Annotated in this window: 17 protein-coding genes and 1 tRNA gene; 8 read left to right on the top strand and 10 right to left on the bottom strand. The window is 65.7% G+C overall.

The features are described from left to right. Positions 1-206: 206 nt before the first annotated feature. Entirely contained in the window at positions 207-440 is a 234-nt protein-coding gene (nrdH, locus tag A5766_RS17090; protein ID WP_064905646.1) for a glutaredoxin-like protein NrdH, read from the top strand. A gap of 77 nt (positions 441-517) precedes the next feature. Next, positions 518-1,156, top strand: a complete 639-nt coding sequence (locus A5766_RS17085; RefSeq protein WP_156527501.1) for a hypothetical protein — start codon at positions 518-520, stop codon at positions 1,154-1,156. Between the two features lie 68 nt (positions 1,157-1,224). On the opposite strand, the gene A5766_RS17080 is transcribed toward A5766_RS17085, so the two are convergent. The 5 genes from A5766_RS17080 to A5766_RS17060 all read right to left on the bottom strand — a co-directional run bounded on the left by A5766_RS17080 (position 1,225) and on the right by A5766_RS17060 (position 5,532). Continuing rightward, positions 1,225-2,496 (bottom strand): tyrosine-type recombinase/integrase, encoded by a 1,272-nt coding sequence (locus tag A5766_RS17080; RefSeq protein ID WP_082965555.1) that lies wholly within the window; start codon positions 2,494-2,496, stop codon positions 1,225-1,227. A 92-nt stretch (positions 2,497-2,588) separates the two neighbouring features. Then, a tRNA-Ser gene (locus tag A5766_RS17075) sits at positions 2,589-2,673 on the bottom strand. A gap of 90 nt (positions 2,674-2,763) precedes the next feature. Continuing rightward, complete coding sequence (locus A5766_RS17070) at positions 2,764-3,738, bottom strand: NAD(P)H-quinone oxidoreductase (RefSeq protein ID WP_005208160.1); 975 nt, start codon at positions 3,736-3,738, stop codon at positions 2,764-2,766. 43 nt (positions 3,739-3,781) lie between these two features. Next, the gene (locus tag A5766_RS17065) at positions 3,782-4,252 is read right to left on the bottom strand and encodes a MarR family winged helix-turn-helix transcriptional regulator (protein ID WP_005208162.1); all 471 of its coding nucleotides are present in this window, start codon (positions 4,250-4,252) and stop codon (positions 3,782-3,784) included. An 83-nt stretch (positions 4,253-4,335) separates the two neighbouring features. Then, positions 4,336-5,532, bottom strand: a complete 1,197-nt coding sequence (locus A5766_RS17060) for a cysteine desulfurase-like protein (RefSeq protein ID WP_005208164.1) — start codon at positions 5,530-5,532, stop codon at positions 4,336-4,338. A gap of 170 nt (positions 5,533-5,702) precedes the next feature. On the opposite strand from A5766_RS17060, the gene A5766_RS17055 reads away from it, so the two are divergent. The 5 genes from A5766_RS17055 to A5766_RS17035 all read left to right on the top strand — a co-directional run bounded on the left by A5766_RS17055 (position 5,703) and on the right by A5766_RS17035 (position 10,048). Then, positions 5,703-6,269 (top strand): bacterial proteasome activator family protein, encoded by a 567-nt coding sequence (locus A5766_RS17055; protein WP_039856711.1) that lies wholly within the window; start codon positions 5,703-5,705, stop codon positions 6,267-6,269. A gap of 76 nt (positions 6,270-6,345) precedes the next feature. Then, a complete protein-coding gene (wzm, locus tag A5766_RS17050) occupies positions 6,346-7,215 on the top strand; it encodes a galactan export ABC transporter permease subunit Wzm/RfbD (RefSeq protein ID WP_039856694.1) in 870 nt (289 codons plus the stop codon). Positions 7,216-7,218: 3 nt separating this feature from the next. Beyond that, positions 7,219-8,058, top strand: a complete 840-nt coding sequence (wzt, locus tag A5766_RS17045) for a galactan export ABC transporter ATP-binding subunit Wzt/RfbE (protein WP_005208170.1) — start codon at positions 7,219-7,221, stop codon at positions 8,056-8,058. Further along, a complete protein-coding gene (gene glfT1, locus A5766_RS17040; protein ID WP_005208173.1) occupies positions 8,055-9,017 on the top strand; it encodes a galactofuranosyltransferase GlfT1 in 963 nt (320 codons plus the stop codon). The genes wzt and glfT1 overlap by 4 nt, the downstream gene beginning before the upstream one ends. Positions 9,018-9,169: 152 nt before the next feature. Then, the gene (locus A5766_RS17035) at positions 9,170-10,048 is read left to right on the top strand and encodes a TIGR03619 family F420-dependent LLM class oxidoreductase (protein ID WP_005208174.1); all 879 of its coding nucleotides are present in this window, start codon (positions 9,170-9,172) and stop codon (positions 10,046-10,048) included. 76 nt (positions 10,049-10,124) lie between these two features. On the opposite strand, the gene A5766_RS17030 is transcribed toward A5766_RS17035, so the two are convergent. From A5766_RS17030 to A5766_RS17010, 5 genes are all read right to left on the bottom strand, one after another. Then, positions 10,125-11,678 (bottom strand): glycosyltransferase family 39 protein, encoded by a 1,554-nt coding sequence (locus tag A5766_RS17030; RefSeq protein WP_197501520.1) that lies wholly within the window; start codon positions 11,676-11,678, stop codon positions 10,125-10,127. Further along, positions 11,665-13,569, bottom strand: coding sequence for a glycosyltransferase (locus A5766_RS17025; protein ID WP_005208176.1), 1,905 nt, complete (start codon positions 13,567-13,569; stop codon positions 11,665-11,667). The genes A5766_RS17030 and A5766_RS17025 overlap by 14 nt, the downstream gene beginning before the upstream one ends. A 248-nt stretch (positions 13,570-13,817) precedes the next feature. Beyond that, positions 13,818-15,245, bottom strand: coding sequence for a phytoene desaturase family protein (locus A5766_RS17020; protein WP_005208177.1), 1,428 nt, complete (start codon positions 15,243-15,245; stop codon positions 13,818-13,820). A gap of 2 nt (positions 15,246-15,247) precedes the next feature. Beyond that, positions 15,248-15,754 carry a GtrA family protein gene (locus A5766_RS17015; protein WP_005208178.1) on the bottom strand — a complete coding sequence of 169 codons (507 nt, stop codon included), beginning with the start codon at positions 15,752-15,754 and terminating at the stop codon, positions 15,248-15,250. 35 nt (positions 15,755-15,789) lie between these two features. After that, positions 15,790-16,620, bottom strand: coding sequence for an aldo/keto reductase (locus tag A5766_RS17010; RefSeq protein WP_005208179.1), 831 nt, complete (start codon positions 16,618-16,620; stop codon positions 15,790-15,792). 167 nt (positions 16,621-16,787) lie between these two features. On the opposite strand from A5766_RS17010, the gene A5766_RS17005 reads away from it, so the two are divergent. Next, positions 16,788-18,509: a phytoene desaturase family protein gene (locus A5766_RS17005; protein ID WP_064905640.1), complete on the top strand. Its 1,722-nt coding sequence runs from the start codon at positions 16,788-16,790 to the stop codon at positions 18,507-18,509. The last annotated feature ends 33 nt before the right edge of the window (positions 18,510-18,542 follow it).

Raw genomic sequence — 18,542 nt, 5'->3', positions numbered from 1 at the left:
GAGGCAACCGGGGCTGCGGTGCCACCCTGCATCTGTCCGATGTGTTCCTCGCGACCCGCCCTGCGGTACGCGTTGCAACCCCCCTCACCATCCGCTCCGAAACCACCCCCAAGCAGCACAAATGTCACGAATTATCTTGTGCCACAACGCATTTCATGTTAGAATGGACGCAGAATCAACCCCAGCGACGAGGAGCCCCGATTCCCATGTCCATCACCGTCTACACGCGACCCGCCTGCGGCCCCTGCCGCGCCACCCGCTCCGCCCTCGACAAGCAAGGCATCCGCTACGAGGTCGTCGACATCAGCGAGGACGCCGACGCCCGCGACTACGTGATGGGCCTCGGCTACCTCCAGGCCCCCGTCGTCGTCGCCGGCGCCGAGCACTGGTCGGGCTTCCGCCTCGACCGCATCAAGGCTCTCGCGGCTGCTGCCGCTTAGTCGCAACCGGTAGCAGCGCCGCCCAGTTGGTGGAGCGCACCGCGTCGATCGAGCTCTAGTATCGGCGGGTGGGCTTCATGGATGAGCTGAACAGCATTGGGTCTGGTCGTGACGAGCAAGTTGGAAACCAGCAGGCCACCTACGCTGCGATGGTGCCGCTTCGTGCCACGGCATCCCAGCAGATCGCCAGCATGGCACGTGACACCTGTGCGTTCCTAGATGCGCGTGGCATACGCCCCGTCCCAGTCGTTGACGGTTCCGCCTCAGTGCTTGGCACAGCCTCCCCCATTCCGTTCTGGGAGATCGCCAGCGTTTGGTTCAGCGAGTCGCCGATGGTTCTCGAGGGCGTCCACCGGCGCAAACGCGGTAAGGGGATGGTCGGTCGCGACGCGAAGAAGGCGGCAAAGGCGTCGGGCGTCGCCGATGGGCAAGACTTCGGCCTCGTCGGCGACATCACTCGGCGTGTGCCGATCGACGCGGATTCACTCTGTCTCGTCGATCCCGCGATGTGGCAACAGAGGGAGAAGTTCAACGAACCCTTCTACTCGACGGGCCGGGACTTTCCGGGGCGTCGCCCAAACATGAGTTTCGGGCTACTGCCGGACGGTTGCCCCGTCATAATCCATTACGTGTACTACGACGGCGGCAGCGAATGGGAGGCATCACCTCTTGCCGCATGGCTGAAGTGGTTCGTAGCGAATATCGTGAATCGATAGACGCGTTGCCTCAGCGATTGATCTACGGTGCGTTGGAAAGTCACGTGCCGAATGACCGATCTTCGGCCCTACGACTTCTCGTCACCACCTGCCCGATCGAACACGCTCGCGGCCGCACTCAATTCCTCCCCCGCGACGTGTGTGTAGGTGCGCAGAGCCAACACCCCACCATCAGAGTGCCCCAGCCATTCCGCGACCTGCGCCGCCGACAGGCCCGCGGCGAACAGTCGACTAGCCGCAGTATGTCGTGAAGCATGCAGCCGCCGGTGGGTCACACCCGCATACGACAAGGCTTCTACCCACCAGTCGTCCAGCGTCCGCGGTGCCACCGGCCTGCCGTCCACGGCGTGCACCAGCACGTGACCATCCCGGCCACTACCCCACGGCTTGCCCTCGTGCGTCGCATCCCGACGCCACCGTCGCTGACGCTCCTTCGTTGCCCGCAGCACCGCTAGCGTTGACGCCGGCAGGGGCAGCACCCTCGTCGACGACCGACTCTTGCCACGTTTCCGGTCGATGATCGGCGCGCTCACACCATCGACCTGACGCCCACTCACCACCACTCGTGTCCGCTCGGCCACGCGGATCGTCCCCGCGTCCAGATCGACGCTGCTCCACCGCAACCCGGCGATCTCACCGCGACGCAGACCCAACAGAGCAAGCTCGACAAACGGTGCCCGAGCCACCGCCATCACTGCGTCTGACCGGGGTCCACCCACAGCCGCGGCCAGTTCGAGCTCCTTAGTCAGCGTGTGCGCGTCGAGCAGCTTCGTCACCTCGGGATCGGACAGCCGATCGCTGACATCCATCGCGCCCTCGACCACTTCTTCGTCGTCACGCTTGCGCAGCGGTTCGATCCACTGGATGACGTCGTGCTCGATCACACCCCTGCGTTCTAAGTCGTGCCACACAGCCTTGAGCTTGCTGAGCATGGGATTGATCGACGTCCTCGCCCACTTCCGGCCGCCTGGCCCCTTCGCCTGCTGCAGATCACCGATCAGCTTCTCGATGTCAGCCGCTTCCAACGTCTGCACTCGCGTCTCCCCGAACCGCGCAACCACCGGCGCCAGGGCGGCCCCGTAAGCAGCTTTCGTGGTCTCGTTGATCCGGCGGCTGGCCAACCAACTCTCGACAGCGTCCTTCACCGTCATCGAACTCCTCGGTGTCCGCTTCGCCTTCAGCCGCGCCAGCTCACCCTGCCGCCACTCGTTGGCCTCGGCCGCGGTGGGAAACCTCTGCTTCAGGTAGTCGCGTTTGCCGCCGACCATCACCGCGACCCGCGCCTCGAACGACACACCCTTTCTCAGCTCAACTTTTCGTACTCCGGGGTACTTGGCCATGGGCTTAGCCTACTTTTGTGTGCCATTTGTGTGCCACCTGTACCAGAAAGGGGCGGCTCCCGGATTACCCGGAAACCGCCCCTTACCTGCTGCGGAAGCGGAGGGATTTGAACCCCCGGTGGTTTTACCCACGCTCGCTTTCAAGGCGAGTGCATTCGGCCGCTCTGCCACGCTTCCCTGCCGAAAAGGGTACGTGACCCGCAGCGTGAGACCAGCATCAGCCCACGGACCCGCCCGGCCGGTGGACTTCGTCAGCCTGTTCCCTCATCAGCCCACGCGCAGCAGCACCTTGCCGATCGCGTCGCCGCTGTTGAGTCGTTCGTGGGCGGCCTGGGCGTCGGCGAGCTCGAACACGGAGTCGGTCACCGGCACCACCGAGCCCGCCTCGATCAACGGCCAGGTACGCGCGTGGGTCTTCTCGACGATCGCCGCTTTGCCGTCTGCTCCGGTCACCGGCCTCGAGCGCAACGCGGTGCCGTAGACCGAGAGTCGTTTGGAAATCATTGCGCCGATGGGCAATTCACCCTTGACGCCACCCTGCATACCGATGATGACCAGGCGTCCCCCGGTCGCGAGAGCTTTCACGTTGCGCGGCAGGTAAGCCGCGCCGATGATGTCGAGGATCACGTCGGCGCCACCGTGCCCGGAGATCACCTCGACGAAGTCCTCCGACGAGTAGTCGATGAGGATCTCGGCCCCGTACTCCGCCGAGCGCGCCAGCTTCTCCCTCGTTCGCGCCGTCACCGCGACCCTGGCCCCCAACGCGCGACACAACTGCGTCGCATGGGTGCCTATTCCGCTCGAGCCACCGTGAATGAGGACCAGCTCGTCCAGCTGTAGATGCGCCGTGAGCAGCAGGTTCGAGACCACCGTGCACGCAACCTCGGGTAGCCCCGCAGCCTCGATCAGGTCCACATTCGACGGCTTCGGCAGCAGCTGCACGGCCGGAACCGCCACCAACTCGGCGTACCCGCCGCCCGCAAGCAGGGCGCATACCTCGTCGCCGACGGACCACCCCGTGACCTCAGAACCCAATTCGACGATCCTGCCCGACACCTCGAGACCGAGAATGTCCGACGCCCCCGGCGGCGGTGGATACAGGCCCTGCTTCTGGAGCAGGTCGGCGCGGTTCACGCCCGCTGCCGCGACCTCGATGAGCACCTCGCCGGGTCCCGGCGTCGGATCGGGTACTTCGGCGACAGACAGTGTGGCTGTTTCGGAGTCGACGGTGATTGCACGCATGCCATCGATGCTGCCCGAAAGTGGCGTCGAAGGGGTGTAACCGTCACGACCAGGAGCCGCGGACCTTCCGCATGGCGAGGCAGATGGTGGTGAAGTCGTCCTCACCCAGGACGTCGACGACGTACTCGCGCACCACTCCGTCGCGCACCCGTGAGATGCGGGCCAGCGTGCCGCGACCGGTGTCGGTGATGCGGACGAGTCGGTGTCTGCCGTCGAGGTCAGAGCGCACCCGGACAACATCGCCGGTGTCGATCAGCCTGCCGACCTGACGAGATACGGTGCTGACGCCCATGTGCACGGTCGCGGCGAGTTCGCTGATGCCGAACTGCTCACGCGTCGCGAGGACCTCGAGGATGCGCAGATCGGTTGTAGTCCAACCGTTCGCGCCGAACGTACTGTTCACCTGGGCCATCAGGGCCCATCCGCCGTCTACGAACGACTGCCAGAGCTCGACCTGGTCGGTGGTCAGCTCCGGCGTACCGGGCGTGTGTGGGCGCGGTTCGGGGTCGTTCACATTAGTCAACTTAGTATGCGTTGTCGCTAAACGCGAAACCGTGTGGATCGGTCGACCCACACGCCATACGCTGCGACGTTGGTCTAACCGAATGACCCGAGAGTTCTGACCAAATGGTCAACTTCGTACGGCGTCGAATACGGCCCGAGACCGACGCTCACGGCGCCGCCGAAGTCGCTCGCGCCCATACGCGTCAGTGCCCGGCATGGAAGGTCGGCGAGCGCGCAGATCCCGTTGTCGGAGAGTCGTCGGACGACCTTGTCGGCCGAGACCTGATCGACGGTGAAACTGAGCGTCGGGACGCGGTTGCCTGGAGTCCCGACAACCGAGACCTGGCTGAGCTGTTCGAGCGTCGTCGTGAGGTAGACCATCAGGCGTTCGAGGTACTCGCTCACCGCGTCGAGGGAGGCGACGAGTCGTCGACGCCTCTTGCCGATCGCGTCGGCGTCGAGCGAGGCGAGGTGTTCGATCGATGCGACGAGCCCGGTCAGTAGTCCACCCTGCAGCGGTTCGAGTTCGAGACGCGCGGGCCCGACCGCGCGCGGGTCGACCGACATCGGAACGAGCCGTTCGATGACCTTGGGATCCCGGAACACCATCGCCGCGACTCGCGGGCCGCCCCACCGTTCTGCGGACACCACGAGCACGTCGGCACCGAGTTCGTCGATGTCGAGCGGCATGTAGGGCGCAGCATTCGTCGCATCGACAACCAGCATCGCGCCGCGTGCGTGGGCGAAGCGGGCGATGGCGGGGATGTCGGTGATCGCACCGAGCGTCGACGACGCCAAGGTCACGGCCACGACGGCCGTCCGCGCGCCGATGAGGTTCTTGTACTGCCACGCGGGCAGCTCGCCGGTCTCGATGTCGAGCTCTGCCCACCGCACAGAACCGCCATAACGTCCGACGACCCGCAGCCACGGCACGATGTTCGGTTCGTCGTCGGCATGACTCACGACGACGTCGCCGCCGAGCCAGGTGTTGGGGGCGATCGACTCCGCGAGCGACCACACGAGCGCCGATCGGGAGGGCCCGAGAACAACACCCGCGGCCTGTGCGCCGACGAGATCGGCGACCGCTCGGCGTGCGCCGTCGATGGCTTCGGTGGTGCGGACCGCGCCCGGATAGACCCCGCCCGGCGCTGCGCCGAGCTGCCGGAACCCGGACGAGACCGCACTGGCAACGGAGTCGGGGATCAGCATTCCGGCCTGGGCGTCGAGGTGAATCCAGCCGTCGCCGAGCGAGGGGAACAGTCCTCGCACCGCGGCGACGTCGAGACTCATGCCAGTCACGATAGACGGCCCGCACACGGGCTTCGGACGGGTTGCCGCCGAACGCGGCGCGACGGCGGCGTTGCGGCGTCCTCGTGGCGTCGACAGCAATACCGACTGGCCTCGGGGGCAATGCCGACGACTGGTGACGAGTGTCGGTGGCTTTCGGCACAATGGGTCACATGGCTAGCGAAGGAACGTCGTCCGGAGCATTTGATCCCCGTGGTTTCGGTTCGCCGGCAACCGGTGACGAGAGCATCGTGGTTGTCGGACCTGACGACCACACGAGCGGGAAAGAAGCCGAATCCAAAGACAGTGTTGCCGACATGGTCGAGCAACCCGCCAAGGTCATGCGCATCGGCACGATGATCAAGCAACTGCTCGAAGAAGTGCGGGCAGCTCCGCTCGACGAGGCGTCGCGCAACCGGCTCCGCGAGATCCACCAGACGTCGATCAGCGAACTCGAAGACGGCCTTGCCCCCGAGCTACGTGAAGAGCTCGAACGACTTGCACTCCCCTTCTCCGACGACTCGACCCCGTCCGACGCCGAGCTGCGTATCGCGCAGGCACAGCTCGTCGGGTGGCTCGAGGGACTGTTCCACGGAATCCAGACGGCGTTGTTCGCCCAGCAGATGGCCGCACGTGCGCAACTCGAGCAGATGCGACAGGGCGCTCTGCCTCCCGGAATCGTGGGTCCAGGTGGGCCGGGAGGCCCCGGCGGCGGGCCGAGCACCGGTCAGTACCTCTGAGTATCGAGTCGCGCACTCCTCGCTCGACACCGCCCGTTCCGGATCGTCGAACCGCGCGCTTGTATGCTGAATCCCCGTGTCAGCGGTAGTCAACGAGCGGGAAGTTCCGCCACCACCCACGACGTCGGATTCGAGGTCGTTGCGGCGTGCGTTCAAGGACCTCTCGGACGGACTTCGCGCGCGCGAGCTCTGGGCGCTTCTCGGATGGCAGGACATCAAACAGCGCTATCGCCGTTCGGTGCTCGGTCCGCTGTGGATCACTATCGCGACCGGCATTACGGCCGTCGCGATGGGTCTGCTGTATTCGCAGCTGTTCGACGAGGACATCACCACGTTCCTGCCGTACGTGACCCTCGGCTTCATCTTCTGGGGCTTCATCGAGGGATCGATCCTCGACGGCTCAGAGGTATTCGCCAAGAACGAGGGGCTGATCAAGCAGATCCCGTCGCCGCTGTCGGTGCACGTCTACCGACTCGCGTGGCGACAGCTCATCATCTTTGCGCACAACATCGTCATCTACCTGGTGCTGCTCGCGATCTTCTGGAAGCACATCCACCTGAGCTGGACCGTCGTGCTGATCATCCCGGCGATGATCCTGTTCGTCATCAACAGCGTCTGGGTCGCGATGGTCTTCGGCATCCTGACGACCCGATTCCGCGACATCGGTCAGCTACTCAGCACCGCGGTGCGCCTGGTGTTCTTCATGACGCCGATCATCTGGAGCGCGTCGTCGCTGCACAAGGTGACCGGCGAGGGATCATCACGGGCACGGATTGTCGAGATCAACCCGATGTACCACTACCTCGAGATCACGCGCGGTCCGCTGCTCGGCGAATCGGTGGCCTTCTACCACTGGGCCATCGTCATCGGCTGCACCGTCGCGGGATGCCTTCTCGCCCTGTTCATCATGCGCAATTACCGCGCCCGAGTTCCGTATTGGGTGTGAGTCGTGACCAGCTCCAAACAGACTGAGACCAAGAACGACGCCGTCCGCGTCGACACCTGGGACGCCTGCGTCGACTTCCCCATCTTCGACGCCAAGACGCGCTCGCTGAAGAAGTCGGTGCTCGGAGCCGCGGGCGGCGTGATCGGTGCCAATGCGTCGAACGTCGTGGTTGTCGAGGCACTCAAGAACATCAACCTGCACCTCGAGCACGGCGACCGTGTGGGGCTCGTCGGTCACAACGGTGCCGGTAAGTCGACGCTGCTGCGGCTGCTGTCGGGCATCTACGAACCGACGCGCGGCTCGTGTCGGGTCAAGGGTCGGGTCGCTCCGGTCTTCGACCTCGGCGTCGGCATGGACCCGGAGATCTCCGGCTACGAGAACATCCTGATCCGCGGCATGTTCCTGGGCGTGAGCCGCAAGGAGATGCTGAGCAAGACCGACGAGATCGCGGAGTTCTCCGAGCTCGGCGACTACCTCAACATGCCGCTGCGCACCTACTCGACCGGTATGCGCGTGCGCCTCGCGCTGGGTGTGGTGACCAGCATCGATCCCGAGATCCTGATCCTCGACGAGGGCATCGGCGCGGTCGACGCGGAGTTCATGAAGAAGGCGCGCACACGGCTGCAGTCGCTGGTCGAGCGCTCGGGCATTCTGGTCTTCGCCAGCCACTCCAACGAGTTCTTGGCGCAGCTGTGCGACCGCGCCCTCTGGATCGACCACGGCGAGATCCGGATGGACGGCGGGATCGAGGAAGTGGTCGGTGCCTACGAGGGCCCGACCGCTGCCGCGCACGTGCGCGAGGTGCTCGACGAGATGCATCGGACCGACGGCAAGTCCGCATGAGCGACACCACGGGCTCGACATCGCATGTCAGCGCCTCGCGTGTGACTGCCTCGCGTGTCATTGCAGTGGTGGTGACGCATCGGCGGGCGGAGTTGCTCGCCGAATCGCTTGCCGTGGTCTCGGCACAGTCGCGACCTGTCGACCACCTCGTCGTCGTCGACAACGGGAACGAGCATCAGGTAGCTGAACTCGTTGCCGCGCAACCCATTCCGACAACCTACGTGGGTTCACAGCGCAACCTCGGGGGTGCGGGCGGGTTTGCACTCGGCATGTTGACCGCGCTGTCGCTCGGCGCCGATTGGGTGTGGTGCGCCGACGATGACGGACGCCCGGAAGGCAGTGAGGTGTTGTCGACGCTACTCGACTGCGCCGCGCGTCATCGGCTCGACGAGGTCTCGCCCGTCGTCGTCAACATCGACGACCCCGACACACTCGCCTTCCCGCTACGCCGCGGAGTGGCGTGGCGGCGCAAGCGGTCAGAGCTGTTCGAGGGCGACGGCGAGCCTGCAGGCGACGACGACCTGCTGCCCGACATCGCCTCGCTGTTCAACGGTGCGCTGTTCTCAGCGCATGCGCTCGACGTGGTCGGCGTCCCCGACCTCCGGCTGTTCTTCCGCGGCGACGAGGTCGAGGTGCACCGACGCCTGGCGCGCTCCGGGTTGCGCTTCGGCACGTGCCTGACCACGGCATATCTGCACCCGTACGGCTCCGACGAGTTCCGCCCGATCCTCGGCGGCCGCATGCACACGCAGTATCCCGACAACTCGGTGAAGCGCTTCTTCACCTACCGCAACCGCGGCTTCCTGATGAACCAGCCCGGCATGCGCAAACTGCTGCCGCAGGAGTACGCGCGATTCGGCTGGTACTTCCTGGTGCAGCAGCGCGACGTCGCGGGCTTCCGCGAGTGGTTCCGGTTGCAGCAGCTCGGCCGACGCGAGCGGTTCGTGCGGCCAGACTGACGTCGACTGGGCGCTTCAGCGTGTCGAGTGGGCGCTTCAGCGTGCCGACTGGGCGCTCCGTCGCGTCGACTGGGCGCAATTCGCCGACCGCCCTCGCCGGAACTAGAACGTGTTCTACTGTGTGATCAGACACCGATCCACAGGGGAGACACATGCGGTTCACCTTCGCCGAGGCGATGACAGATCCGAGCTTCTACGCACCACTCGCCCAGGCGGCCGAGAAGGCGGGGTACGCGGGGTTCACCATTCCCGACTCGCTCGCGTATCCGGAGGAGTCCGACGCCACCTATCCGTACACCCCGGACGGCAATCGCGAGTTCCTCGACGGCAAGGCGTTCATCGAGACGTTCATCGAGGCCGCTGCCCTCGGCGCAGTTACCTCGACGATCCGCTTCACGCCGTTCGTTCTCAAACTGCCAGTGCGGCCGCCCGCGCTGGTGGCCAAGCAGGCGAGTTCCGTTGCGTACCTGACCAACAACCGCCTCGCGCTCGGCGTCGGCACCAGTCCGTGGCCGGAGGACTACGAATTCATGGGCGTCGACTTCGCCCGCCGCGGCAAGCGCATGGACGAATGCATGGACATCTTCCGCGGTCTGACGTCGGGTGAGTACTTCGAATTCCACGGCGAGTTCTACGACATCCCACGCATCAAGATGACTCCCGCACCCACCGAGCCGATTCCACTCCTCGTCGGAGGTCACGCCGACGCCGCGCTGCGTCGAGCCGTCATCAGAGGCGACGGATGGATGCACGGAGGCGGCCCCGCGGAGGAGCTCGACGCCCTGCTCGACAAGATCACCGACATCCGTAAAGCGGAGGGAAAACTCAACGACCCCTTCGAGATCCACGTCATCTCACTCGACGCCTATACGGTCGACGGATGTAAGAGGTTGGAGGACAAGGGAATCACCGACGTGATCGTCGGCTTCCGCCTGCCGTACGTGATGGGTGACGACACCGAGCCACTTGCGACCAAGATCGATCATCTGAACGCCTACGCCGAGAACGTCATCGCCAAGGTGAACGGCTGACGCACACTCGACGCGACGCGACGCCCAGTCGACGCCCTCGAGCACACAGTTGGCACTCCAGAGCGTGCGCTCGACGTCAGCGTCGCATCTCGACGACCTGCGAGTTGTTGAACGGCACCTGGCGCACGACGTGCAGTCCGGCGGCCGAAAGTTGTTGGTAGAGCAACGTCGATGTGAAGTGGTTAGGTGAGAACAGCCAGTAGGCGGTGGCGCCGGGGTAGACGACGTAGCCGTGGTCACGGTCCTTGTCGGTGATCACCCACATCACCTGGCACTGTTCGGCAAACCGTCGATAGGCGGTGACGGGTTTGTCGCCGTCCCACAGCGAGTCGGCCCGGACCGCATCTATCGAGGGGCCGACGTCGCGGAGTCCTGCGAAGTCGGCGGGCTTGGCGCGCAAGACGACTCGCTGCGAGACCGGACTCCACGTCGGCGCGGTGGAGAAGGCGACGCAGTCGCCGGGGTGTGCGTTGGCGCCGATGAAGTCTGCGGCCTCGGAGAAGTCGGTGCCGCCGAGTCGGCCGTACGCGCTGCGGTCGGCGAGGTACGACGGCGTCGCGGCCGCGGCCAGAACCACGACGAGAAGCGCTGCCACCCACACACGGTCGCGTGCGATCTGGCGCACCGCCCACGCCAGGATCAGCGCGAGTCCACCTGCTGTAAAGATCAGATAGCGGGGTGTGTAGACAGCGTCGACCAACCACGAGAAGACGAACACGAGTGCCGCGGGCACGAAGACCCACAGCATTCCGATGACCGGGATCGACCACCGGCCGCCGGCACCGAGTACCGCAGCGGCGAGTCCTACCGCGACTACGAGAGCGCCAACAATGAGGAAAATGGTTGCGCCGTCGAAGAACTCGAATCGGGCATAGTTGCCGAGCGTCCGTGGCGACATTTGCTCTACCCACGAGATCTGCCCACGTTGCGAGATGACGATGCGCGCAAATGGTGCAACGACCGCGCACACGACGATCGCGGAGATGACGAAAGCGACTGTCGTCCGGCGTATCTGGAGCCTATCTCGCCCCCGACTCCGCACGAGCACGATCAGCAGGTGCGCGGAGAGCAGCGAGATGGTGAAAAAGAACCAGACCACGCCGACAACGCAGACCGCGGCGTAGGCCACCCACCACCCCCAGCGTCGACGCCGAGTGGCACCGTCGTCGACGTCGAGCGCAATCAGCAAGACAAGCGTCATGGCGATCGCCAGGGCGATTGTGCCAGCATAGGATCGGGCCTCAGAGCCCGCCCAGGTCGTGCGCGGCAGACAGAGGAGCACGAGGCCCGCGATGACGCCGAAACGCGTATCCCACAGTCGCGCAGCGAGAACGACGAGCAGACCCGCGGCGATGCCGATCGCCAATGCAGACGGGAACCTCAGCGAGAACTCCGACAGCCCAAACACCTTGGTCCACACATGCATGCACAGGTAGTACAGCGCGTGCACGGCGTCGGTCAGAGCGAGTAGGTCCCACATCGCCGACAGTGGACGGTGCACCGCCGACACCGTTGCGGCCTCGTCATACCAGAGCGATGGGCGCCAGGAACCGAAGGCGCACAACACCACTCCAAAGATCCCGACCACCAGTGCGGGTCGGGCGGACCGGAGTCGTTCAGTCGCCGTCAAACAATCTCGTCCAGTTCTCGCGACTCGTCAGTTCGGGCATGGCTCCTCGCCACTCCTCGGCGACGTCGAGTCCGTCACGACGCAGTTCGAGGCACAACTGTGCGAGTTCACGTCCGAGCCGAGCCGCGACCTGCTTGTCGCGCCGTCTGACTCGGACACCAGTCTGCGACGAGTCGGTGACGATGGCCGACGAGAAGAGCCCGACGTGCCACCAGCGTCCGTCGTCGGCTGAGATGGACACGGGCGCCGGCGACACCCTGCCGAGCCATTGCTGCACAGCGCGTTTGACCAGCACGCGGGTCTCTTTGTCCTCGTCGGGCAGCGGTCCGCGGCGTGAGATCCTCGTGTTGGGATCGGCGTCGACGAGTACGTCGGCACTGTCACGGATGACCGTGTCCGGATACTGCGCGCGCAGCTCCTTCAGTTCCGCCAGCTTCGACATTCCGCCGTCGTCGAGGATCGACGGTCCGCGCAGGAAATCACGAACGGCGAGAAGGAAAGTCGCGGCAAGGCCATAGCGCATGGATACGATGTGCGCGCCGATCTCCTTGGCGATGACGGCCACCAGGTGCTTCGGGTCGAACGGTCCGTGGATCGCTGCGACGATGAGGGCGTTACGCCAACTGAAGTAGCGCGACCAGTCGTCGTAGTCCTTGAGGTGGAAGTCGGCGTGCCAGACGCCCGCGTTGGGCAGCGTGACCGTCGGAAAACCGTTGCGGCGCGCGCGGATACCGAATTCGATGTCGTCCCACTGGAAGAACAGCGGCAGCGAGAGTCCCGCCGCATAGACGGCCTCGACCGGGAGCAGACACGACCACCACCCGTTCCATCCGGCGTCGGTGCGCGCGTCCTGTTGTTTCTCGAGCGCGTTGAGTCCCTGCTTGCCATACGCGCCCGGACGTCCGGCCTTGAGCTCGTCGAGCGCTTCCCACTCGCCGGTCATGTGCACCCGGTAGGTCTCCGACGCCAGCAACATCTGCGAGCCGACGAGCATCGGCCGCGCCGTGCTGTTGGCGAACGAGGTCAACCGGAGAACGGACTCAGGCTCGCACGTGATGTCGTCGTCCATCACGACGATGTCGGTGTCGTGGTTGCCGTCCTTGGTGACCTCGTGGATGCCGCGGTTGAATCCTCCCGCGCCGCCGAGGTTGGGCTGGGTGATGTAGTGCAGGCGGTCGCCGAGTACAGCGGTGACCTCGCTGAACCGTGCCTGGTCTGCGACGCGGTCGGTGCCCTGGTCGACGACGTACACCGCGGCGACACGCTCGAGCACGACGGGATCGGATGCGAGCGCCAGCACGGTCGCCACGGCGTCGACCGGGCGGTTGTGCGTGCACATGACGACCGACACGGGCCGGTCCCGGACCCGCGAGTCCACACTCCACTCGACGTCGGAGATGCTGGCCGGACCGTCGATGGCGGTCAACTCGAACCAGAGTGCGCCGCCGTCGAGGAAGCGCTTGACGTCGAGGTCGAAGCTCACGTGTCCCTGTCCGGAGACCTCCGCGGTCTGCACCGGGCGTTCGCGACCGCTGATGTCGGACGCGCGGATGTCGATCCGCAGCGTCGTACCGGGGGCGCAATCGTGGTCGAACTCTAGGCGAACTGAGCGCACGCGGGTGTAGCTCTGCCAGAAGGCGGCGGGGAAACGTCCGAAGTAGGTGTTCGCCGACAGTCGTGCCCCCGGTCCGAGATGAGCTCGGCGGCGATCGAGCCTCACCCGGGAGAGGTCGGTGTCGGCGTACATTCCCGGCTCGATCCGGGTTTCCGGACCGGTGAACAGCGTGCGTTGGACGAGTAGACGGTCCGACGACGAATTGGTCATCTCGCGCAAATCAGACGGGTCCGTGTGCGGAGTATCGGTCGTGGTCGGCTGTGCTGCTGTCGACATTGCATCCCATTCATCTCTTCGGGGGCTCTCGCGCCACACGTGTCGGCCCCGACGGCCACAGTAGCCCACACCCTGTGAACACCCTGTCACTGACACCCGAGCGCCACTGCTCCACAAGTGGGTGCTGCCGCAACGCATTCGGTCGAATCGGGCTGACGATCCCGACTGAACTCGTGTATCAATTCTGTCGGGCGCCCAGACACACGCGTTACATGTCGTTCGCGCGACCGACGGCTACCGTGACGTTCTCAGCGGAGCGCGGCCAGCGAGGCCTCAGCGGCACCGAAGCCGCACATCCCGTGCACACCTCCCCCGGGAGGTGTCGCGGCCGAGCACAGGTACACGCCGTCGACTCCCGTCGAGTACGGCGATGCGGTGAGTCGCGGCCGTACGACGAGATGAACCAGGTCGTTGCGTCCACCGCCGATGTCGCCGCCGGGATAGTTGGGATTCGCCCGTTCCAGCTCTGCGGGCGAAGTCGCACGAACCGCGACGATCCTGCTCCGAAATCCCGGCGCGAAGCGCTCGATCTGTGCGGTCACATACTCTGTCGCGTCAACCGAATACCCTTGCGGCACATGGGCATAAGCCCACAGCGGCTTGAGACTTCCCGACGCTCGACTCTCGTCGGCGACCCACTGCTGCCCGACGAGAGTAAAGGGTCGACGAGGCATCCGTCCCGCGGCGACGTCGGCTTCGGCCTTCGCGATCTCCGACGCCTCGCCGCCGAGGTGCACCGTGCCCGCACGAGCGCAGTCGCGCGCCGTCCACCCGACCTCGTCGTCGATCACATAGTCGACCTTGAACGCCGCCGGGCCGCGTCGCCAGCGCCGATATGACCGAGCGATGCGGCTGGGTTGGCGCGCACCGAGGATGTCGGCGGCCGCGCGCGGCGTGACGTCGAGAATCACGATGTCGGCGGGGATCTGCGCGAGGTCGGAGACGGTGTGTCCGGTCTCGATCGTGCCGCCCAGCGAGCGCAGGAGTCCGGCGAGCGCGGTCGTGATCGTCGACGACCCGCCGACAGCCACCGGCCAGCCGCCGTGATGGCCCGCCGCGGTCAGCATGAGTCCGGCAGCCGAGCTTCCGGGGACGTCGAGTCGGGTGAAACCGTGCGCGGACATGCCGGTGAACAGAGCGCCCGCGTGCGGACCGAGGAAGCTGGCAAGGGCCGTCGCAGGCATCAGCGCGGGCAACCCGAAACGCGCCAGCAGCAGCGGGTGATGCGGCAGCGCCAGCATCGGCGAGAGCACGTCGTCGGCGACCTCGGGGAAGTGCGTCGACACCTTGCCGAGGAGCGCGAGCCACCGGTCGCCCGCCCCGGGGAAACCCGCGTCGGCGAATCCGGCCGCGGTGCGCTCGATGTCGCGGAAGAGAAGCGCCGCAGTGCCGTCGTCGCGCGGGTGCGCGCAGTCGATGTCGGGCCACGACCAGCGCAATCCGTGCTCGTCGAGAGGCAGGGTGCGCAGATAGGGCGACGACGTCCCCAGCGGATGGAACGCGGAGCAATGGTCGACGATGACCTCGGGAAACTCGTCGTCGAATGGGCCCGACCGCGTGCCGCCGCCGATCGTGTCGGCACCCTCGAGGACTGTGACGTCAAGACCCGCCTGCGCGAGTCGGACCGCTGCCGACAACCCGTTCGGGCCTGCGCCGACGACAACCGCGGTCGGCACGACTACGTGACTCGGAAGATGACGGTGCGCTGCACCACGAAGTTGATGACCGTCGCAGTGCCCTGTGCGATCACATACGCGATGAGGCTGTTGAGGAACGTGTGCTCCCACACGTGGGCCAGCCAGGTGTAGATGCCGACGTTGACGAAGAACGTGCAGCAGTAGAGCAGTGCGACGGCGATGAAGCGAGCCGTACTCGGCGACGCACGGAACGTCCAGCGCCGGTTGATGATGTACGCGCAGGTGGTGCCGCAGATGAAGCCGACGGCCTTCGACACCACGGGCGGCAACCCGAAACCGAACTGCAGGATCGTGGTCAGTCCGAAGTCGAGGATGCCGGAGATCACGCCGCTGATGACGAACCGCAGGATCTGTGTCGTCAGCGGAACGTCGGTCGAGGCCTCCGCATCGTCGACCGGCACTTCGATCGGAGTCGGGGCGTGGCGCGTCTTGAAGTCTTCGTGCCGCGACTTGTGGTCGTGCCCGTCGTCGGAGGTTGCGTCTTGCACCCTGCCACCCTAGACGGTGCCGGGCGGGCGCTGTTTCAGAACTCCTCTTCGACGTCGGAGTCGCGGGCCGCCTTCTCACCACGGTCGAGTGTTGCGAGTTCTGCGAGGTCGGCGTCGTCGAACGAGAAGTCGAAGAGGTCGGCGTTCTCGAGTTGCCGCCCGTGATGCGACGACTTGGGGACCACCGAGATGCCCTGCTGCACCGACCAGCGCAACGCGATCTGCGTCGGCGACTTGCCGTACTTGCGCGCGAGCCTGATGATCACGGCGTCGCCGAGCATGCCTTCCTTGCGGCCGGTCGGATGCCACGCCTGCGCGACGATCCCACGCTCGGACATGAACTCGCGCAACTCATCTCGCGCGAGTGCAGGCGAGCACTGGATCTGGTTGACCTGTGGCCAGACGCCGGTTTCGTCGTAGAGCATCTGCAGTTGGTGTGCCTTGAAGTTCGAGACCCCCGGCACGGTGATGAAGCCCTCGTCGGCGAGGGTCAGCAGCGCCTTCCAGGAGTCGACGGTTCGACCGAGGCTCGGACACGGCCAATGAATCAGATAGATGTCGATGTGTGCGACGCCGAGCCGTCGAGCGCTTTCCTTGGCCGCGTTGATCGGCTCGTCGAATCCCTGGTCGCCACCGCCGAGCTTGGTCTGCACGGCGACCTCGTCGCGAGCGATGCCGGATTCGCGTAATCCCATCCCGACGCTGAGTTCGTTGGAGTACCTCGACGCGGTGTCGAGCAGGCGATATCCGGACCTGAGCGCGTCCGACACGGCGTCGACGCAGGGCATGCCGAGCATGTCGTAGGTTCCGAGGCCGACGAGAGGTAACCGGAATCCTGACGAGAGTTCGACCGAAGGGATGTCCACGCTCACAAGGATATGGTCGCGACGACCGATCGTGCCCGGTGAACAACCCCCGTCGTTGGCGCATCGTGACCATGACGTATCCGAAGTGCCCGACCCGACACCGCGTAGCGACCGGTCGGGTACCTCGACCCTCGACAACACGTCACGACGGTGGTCATGCTCGATGCATGGAACGCTTCGACGACATCATCATCGGTGCGGGTCACAACGGACTGACGGCTGCCGCGTACCTCGCGCGTGCGGGACGTCGAGTGCTGGTGCTCGAGCGTGCAGACCACGTCGGCGGTGCCACCGTCTCCGCGACGCCGTTTCCCGGTGTGCCCGCACATCTTTCGCGTTACTCGTACCTGGTGTCGCTGCTGCCGCGCGAGATCATCACCGACCTGGACCTGGACATTTCGCTGATTCGACGCCGCTACTCGTCGTACACGCCGCTGCCCACCGACCCCACTCGCGGCCTGCTCGTCGACAATGCGGACGAGTCTGCGACCGCCGAATCGTTTCGACGCATCACCGGCGATGACACGGAGTTCGCGTCGTGGCAATGGTTTTACGGCCGGATGGGTGAAATCGCACGTCGCGTCTTCCCGACGCTGATCGAGCCGCTGCGCAGCCGCGACGAACTGCGCGATCTGGTGATCGGTGCGTCGAGCTCCGCCGGCCTCGACACGTCGCTCGCCGAGATCTGGGAGCTGCTCACCGAACGTCCACTCGGCGAGCTCATCGAGCGCTATTTTGCCGACGACCTGGTGCGCGGCGTCGTCGCCACCGACGCGCTGATCGGCACCTTTGCCGACCTCCACGACGCCCGACTGCGCCAGAACATCTGCTTCCTCTATCACCTGATCGGTGGTGGCACCGGCGACTGGGACGTCCCGGTCGGCGGCATGGGTGCGGTATCGGGCGCACTCTACGAAGCCGCCGTCGCCGCAGGCGCCCGGATCGTGACCGGCGCGCGGATAACCGGCATCGACCCGGCCGACGGCACGGTCGAGTACGTCAGCTCCGCGCATGTTGAGCGCGGCCCATCCCCGCTGGTCGAGCGGTCCACGGCTGGCCCCTCCTCGCTGGTCCAGCCTGCGGGCAGCCCCCACCCGCTGGTCCAGCCTGCGGGCAGCCCCCACCCGCTGGTCGAGCCGGCCGCGAGCGCAGCGAGCAGCCGAGTCGAGACCACCCTCCGCGCCTCGATGCTCTACGTCGCGTGTGCGCCGCAGTCGATCAACGACTGCCTCGACGTTCCGCTCGACGTCGAATCCGACACTGCCGGAGCACAATTGAAGATCAACATGCTGCTCGATCGGCTGCCGGCGCTTCGTGATGGATCGGTCCTTCCCGACGCTGCGTTCTCCGGGACGTTCCACATCAACGAGTCGTACGGGCAGCTGCACGCGGCGTGGCAGCAGGCGAGTATCGATAAGGTCCCGAGCGTCCCGCCGTGTGAAATCTACTGTCACACACTGTCCGACAGGTCAATCCTCGGACCAGAGCTCGCCGGATGCAACACGCTGACACTGTTCGGACTCCAGATGCCTCCGGCGGTCTTCGACGCACCGTCGGCAACCGGCAGGGCCGTCGAAGCCACTCTGAACTCTCTGAATTCTGTTCTCGCAGAACCTATTCAGTCCGTCATCTGCACCGACGCCCACGGCAATCCGTGTATCGAGGCCAAGACGCCGCAGGATCTCGAGGCCGCACTCGGGCTGCCCGGCGGCAACATCTTCCACCGGAGCCTGCAGTGGCCGTGGGCGCAGGACCGGCACACCGTCGGGCAGTGGGGTGTCGAGACGCGGCACCCCCGCGTACTGCTCGCCGGTGCGGCGGCGCGTCGAGGCGGTGGTGTCAGTGGCATACCCGGACACAACGCGGCGGCGTTGGTGCTCGAAGGCTGACAAGCTGCGTCGGGCGTATCTGCCGTCGCGGTA

The sequence above is a fragment of the Gordonia sp. 852002-51296_SCH5728562-b genome (assembly GCF_001665475.1).
In the GTDB taxonomy this organism is placed as follows: Bacteria; Actinomycetota; Actinomycetes; order Mycobacteriales; family Mycobacteriaceae; genus Gordonia; species Gordonia sputi.
The sequence above is the reverse complement of the archived record's forward strand: the minus strand, read 5'-3'. Positions and strand labels throughout refer to the sequence as shown.

Excerpts from the sequence above, each read along its gene's own strand:
- nrdH (WP_064905646.1), top strand. The coding sequence starts at position 207 with ATGTCCATCACCGTCTACACGCGACCCGCCTGCGGCCCCTGCCGCGCC.
- A5766_RS17085 (WP_156527501.1), top strand. The coding sequence starts at position 518 with ATGGATGAGCTGAACAGCATTGGGTCTGGTCGTGACGAGCAAGTTGGA.
- A5766_RS17080 (WP_082965555.1), bottom strand. The coding sequence starts at position 2,496 with ATGGCCAAGTACCCCGGAGTACGAAAAGTTGAGCTGAGAAAGGGTGTG.
- A5766_RS17070 (WP_005208160.1), bottom strand. The coding sequence starts at position 3,738 with ATGCGTGCAATCACCGTCGACTCCGAAACAGCCACACTGTCTGTCGCC.
- A5766_RS17060 (WP_005208164.1), bottom strand. The coding sequence starts at position 5,532 with ATGAGTCTCGACGTCGCCGCGGTGCGAGGACTGTTCCCCTCGCTCGGC.
- A5766_RS17055 (WP_039856711.1), top strand. The coding sequence starts at position 5,703 with ATGGCTAGCGAAGGAACGTCGTCCGGAGCATTTGATCCCCGTGGTTTC.
- glfT1 (WP_005208173.1), top strand. The coding sequence starts at position 8,055 with ATGAGCGACACCACGGGCTCGACATCGCATGTCAGCGCCTCGCGTGTG.
- A5766_RS17035 (WP_005208174.1), top strand. The coding sequence starts at position 9,170 with ATGCGGTTCACCTTCGCCGAGGCGATGACAGATCCGAGCTTCTACGCA.
- A5766_RS17025 (WP_005208176.1), bottom strand. The coding sequence starts at position 13,569 with ATGTCGACAGCAGCACAGCCGACCACGACCGATACTCCGCACACGGAC.
- A5766_RS17005 (WP_064905640.1), top strand. The coding sequence starts at position 16,788 with ATGGAACGCTTCGACGACATCATCATCGGTGCGGGTCACAACGGACTG.